We start from the raw sequence: 4064 nt of genomic DNA, 5'->3' as shown, positions 1-4064 counted from the left end.
GGTGATTGGACGGTTCATTAATCGCGTCATATTCGGATTCCCCATTTAGACACGAACAACACGTCTAGAACATTACCTAGCCGTTTTGCAACTCCCTGTTGAGACTGCTGCAAGATCTGAGATAGCCTATACTCGTTTCGATGTAGACGGTTTCACTCATACCCAGCGAATCGTAAGCCTCTTGACTTTAGCTCATATCATTGCTTGCCGTTTCGATGTCGATCGCTGGGCAGTTTTCTTAAGGGGCGATCGTTGACAGTATCCTCAACCTGCATCCCGCGTAACTCCCAAAAGGTGAAGTCTAACGGCGAAAGAACTAGAACGTAGCGCGAAGACTTTGTACCGTCCGCTCCACTGTGTTGTTAGACCGCGCCTCACAAATAGCCTCTAAACTACGATCAACAACTCTGCAATCACAACCCACCCATCCTAAAATTATGACTCCTCTTTAGTTGCTAGTAGTTCATAGAACTCGTTCAGTTTCCTCCGTAGAACTTCTTTTGGAATCAGCTTGATTTCATATTCGGCAACAACAGTAGGACTGATCGAACGACTGAGCGCATATTCAACAACTTCGTCATCTTTATCGCGACATAGCAAAACACCGATACTAGGATTTTCGTGGGGCTTTTTGATATCGCGGTCAAGTGCCTCAAGATAAAATTCGAGTTGACCAAGATATTCGGGTTGAAATTTATCGATCTTGAGTTCAAAGGCAACAAGGCTTTGAAGTTCACGGTGGAAGAAGAGCAGATCGATAAAGAAGTCACTGCTGCCGACTTGTAGACGGTATTCTTGTCCTAGGAAGGTAAAGTCTCGACCCAGTTCAAGAATAAAATCTCTGAGACAGGCTACAAGAGCGGTTTTCAGATCCTTTTCTGAGTGGCTGTGAGGCAAATTAAGGAAGTCGAGGACATAGCTATCGCGAAAGATTCCAGAGAGCGGTTTAGGATGGCTAGTTTGTGGCAGTTTAGCATCGGCAAGGCGAGTGCGCTCGAAGATGCCGCTATTGATTTGACGATCGAGTTCGCGGGTGCTGTAGCGTTCAGTGATGGCGAGTTCAAGGTAGAAGAGGCGCTCGGCTTCGGTCTTACAGCGTGACATAATAATGCGATGATGCGTCCAACTTAATTGCGTCCGCAGTGCGGTCGTAATTTGGGAATCAGGATAGGTTTCGTAAAATTGCCGCATTCTTTCAAGGTTGCGCTTTTCAAAGCCTTTGATACCGGGTTCCTGAGCTTGAATGAAAGTTGCAAGCTGTTCGATTGTTTTTTGCCCCCATTCGCTCGTAGCTAGGCGATCGCTGATGTACTTACCGACGCTCCAGTACAGTCTGATCAGTTCTTGATTAGCGGTAGCGATGACTTTTTGCTGAGCAACTTTAATCAGGGTAAGGACTTCCACAAATTGGGGTTGCAAAGGGTTTGTCATGGCTTTCTGGCTTCCTCAACTTATGATCAAACTAACTTATTTAGGACTTACGCATTGACAAAAGTAGCAAGGTCTGGGGTCAGTGAGCCATCGGTTGGGAGAGGTTTTCCAAGATGAACTGACGAATCACGGGCACGAATAACTGACGCGACACCTGATACAGGTTATCAATCAAGCCTTCAACTCGCATCGTTTGCAGCTTACAAAAGGCTTGCAACGCACAGAAAAAATGGGTTCTCATGGCAGACTCCGTTCGCACTTGAAAGCGTTCAATGTTGCACACTTGCTTGATGACTCGATGAAAGCTCTCAATTTGCCAATGACGGTCGTGAATCTGGCGGAAGTTTTGGCGGTTCAGTTGCGCTAGTTCCAGATCGTCGGGCAAGTGCATGATCTAATACCGATCCTCGTTTTTGAAGCTCTGGCAAAACACTTTCACCCACCCGAACTCCTTGAGATAGACCACCAACCCAGATTCAGGAATCGTTAACGTTTTCACCTGTACCTGAATCCCGCGTTCTGGAGAAACCTGACGATTATCAGCCACACCAAACAGAAAACCCACCTTCTCGTTTCTGAGAAACTTCAGATTTTCAATTCCTGAATCCCAACTATCGCCCGTCACCCAAGCCAGTTTCAGTCCCCAAGCTTTCACCTCTGCCACCATGTCGCGAAAATACTCGTTCTTGGTTTTGCCCTCCTGTTTGTCGTAAATGCGAAAGTTCACCGGATAGGAAATGCCCGTGACATCGGTATAGTACAAGGTAATTAGATTGATGCCCTTCACGGTTCGCTTGTGTTTGCCCGACCAAAAGTAGCCCATCAGGGCAGTGCTTTGGGGGTCGCGGTAAGGTTTATCCAACACGCTATCGTCTACACTCGCAACCCCACCGTCTAGAATCAGATGGTCTAGGACTTCATTAAACAGATCGCGGGGTTTGTAGTTCTCCCGTAGCAGAAACCGATTCACACTGTCGTGACTCAACCCCTCCATCACCTCAGATAGACGAACACAACTCACATACTTGGGTTCCGCCAATAAAAATAAGATGTAGAGCGAGCAAGTACACTTGGCAGTTGAGGGCTTAGACCGTTCTCTCACGACTGATTCCTGCGGGCTACAAGACTATCCTAGATTCACCACATTCTTCTTCTCCTGTCAATGCGTAAGTCCTATAACAGTACTATTTAGAAGAATTAAAAGGATCTAAAAAACGTTTCATTGCCTTTGACATAGCCCAAGTAGGTATTCGCGGGCTTTGTCTTAGCAGTTGTGATCGCTCCTCCATAAGCTTTTCCCATTGACTGATAACGTCAGATGGTTCGATGAGGTTTGCTCGCCCCTGTTTAATCAGAAGATAAGTTTTAGTTGCCCAAGCATCCAAAACATTTCCAGCCTCAAAGTGCAATTTCTCCTTTTCAGCAGGATTTAAGAAAGACATTGCTCCGGTAATCCCTGCAACTATAAAGGCTGTAATCCCAGCTATGATGGAATTTTGCGTAAATGCAGATATACCGGAGATACTAGCCAAGATTGCTGCTGGCAACCCAAAAAGCATATGAACATTTCCGTAAGCGTCGGATGCTCTGCGGTGACAACTAGCCATTTCCAAAGCCTGATCCGCGTACCATTCAGTTTCTCGCACAACATCTGACAGAAAAGCCGCATGATTAGGAGTGCTTCTATCTGGCATACTTAACCCTCAATGACTTACCCAACTTGCAACTACCTCCACAATGTTGTGAACTGGCTTTGAGCTTTACAGACAGACGAGTTAGCAGAACTGCCCCCGCCGAGATCTAGCGGTCTAACGTTCCCGCTCACCGGACGCAGATAACTTTTGTATCTCACCGACGATCTAACTTCGTTCCGGTGCAGCGGGATTGTTAGGCTTCCTCATTTGTCTCTTCCTGTACAGAAGGATCACGAACTGCGTTTTCTACGATTTTCTCAATTAGCTCACGATGCTCTTTCTTATCTTCTTCAGAGGGTGTGTCATCAGGTTTCTCACTGTGGGGTGTAGTTGTAAGTGTAGCAATGTGAATATGACTTAAAACTCTCATTACAGCAGCCGTGAAATGTGAACGCGGATCAGCATCCTTTTCCTGGTAAGAAAAGGACAAGTTCTTACAACGGTCACGAATTGACTGAGTTTCAAATGAAATGATCTCTGGCTTATGTGCAAAATCATTTCTAATACCTCTGACAATATCTAGGTCACGCCTGCAATTTCTTGAAATTAGTCCCAAGTAGTAGGCAAGTTTGATTCTGGATGAGAAATTCGATAGAGGTGCAGTTCCTTCAAAAAGATCTTTATCAATATTCTTGTTTTCCACAAGTGATACATAAAGCAGATCTGAAAGACATACATCTAAATACGCAGCCGCAAACAGCGCACATCCACGATCAGATTCTGAAGTTAATGCTTGGCGAAACTGAACGACTTTCTGTGTCTGTGCGACAACGTAATCTTGAATTTTTTCGTTCATATCTGAAGCTTACCGACTCTGTAGTGGATTAATGAGATGACGCTTAAGCATATACCTGCTGCCGAAGTCGGGTAAAGGAGTGAGTTTTAGATATATCTCCCTCCCTCCCCTCAGAACCGTGCTTACAACTTTCACTGTACACG

General features: G+C 45.5%; 3 protein-coding genes and 1 pseudogene. All 4 read right to left on the bottom strand.

All coding sequences use genetic code 11. From position 1 onward, the window contains the following. Nucleotides 1-435: 435 nt before the first annotated feature. The 4 genes and pseudogenes from C7B65_RS26605 to C7B65_RS26590 all read right to left on the bottom strand — a co-directional run bounded on the left by C7B65_RS26605 (nucleotide 436) and on the right by C7B65_RS26590 (nucleotide 3921). Nucleotides 436-1431 carry a PDDEXK nuclease domain-containing protein gene (locus C7B65_RS26605; RefSeq protein ID WP_073075332.1) on the bottom strand — a complete coding sequence of 332 codons (996 nt, stop codon included), beginning with the start codon at nucleotides 1429-1431 and terminating at the stop codon, nucleotides 436-438. Nucleotides 1432-1510: 79 nt separating this feature from the next. After that, nucleotides 1511-2533 (bottom strand): annotated as a pseudogene (locus tag C7B65_RS26600) (IS701 family transposase). A gap of 82 nt (nucleotides 2534-2615) precedes the next feature. Beyond that, nucleotides 2616-3125: an SLATT domain-containing protein gene (locus tag C7B65_RS26595; protein ID WP_073075331.1), complete on the bottom strand. Its 510-nt coding sequence runs from the start codon at nucleotides 3123-3125 to the stop codon at nucleotides 2616-2618. A gap of 193 nt (nucleotides 3126-3318) precedes the next feature. Then, nucleotides 3319-3921 (bottom strand): MltR family transcriptional regulator, encoded by a 603-nt coding sequence (locus C7B65_RS26590; RefSeq protein WP_073075330.1) that lies wholly within the window; start codon nucleotides 3919-3921, stop codon nucleotides 3319-3321. Nucleotides 3922-4064 lie beyond the last annotated feature (143 nt).

This window comes from Phormidesmis priestleyi ULC007 (assembly GCF_003003695.1).
In the GTDB taxonomy this organism is placed as follows: Bacteria; Cyanobacteriota; Cyanobacteriia; order Leptolyngbyales; family Leptolyngbyaceae; genus Phormidesmis_A; species Phormidesmis_A priestleyi_A.
This window is presented reverse-complemented; position numbering and strand designations above follow the sequence as displayed.

What these genes read in the sequence shown, in the direction of transcription:
- C7B65_RS26595 (WP_073075331.1), bottom strand. Translation starts at nt 3,125, where the DNA reads ATGCCAGATAGAAGCACTCCTAATCATGCGGCTTTTCTGTCAGATGTT.
- C7B65_RS26590 (WP_073075330.1), bottom strand. Translation starts at nt 3,921, where the DNA reads ATGAACGAAAAAATTCAAGATTACGTTGTCGCACAGACACAGAAAGTC.
- C7B65_RS26605 (WP_073075332.1), bottom strand. Translation starts at nt 1,431, where the DNA reads ATGACAAACCCTTTGCAACCCCAATTTGTGGAAGTCCTTACCCTGATT.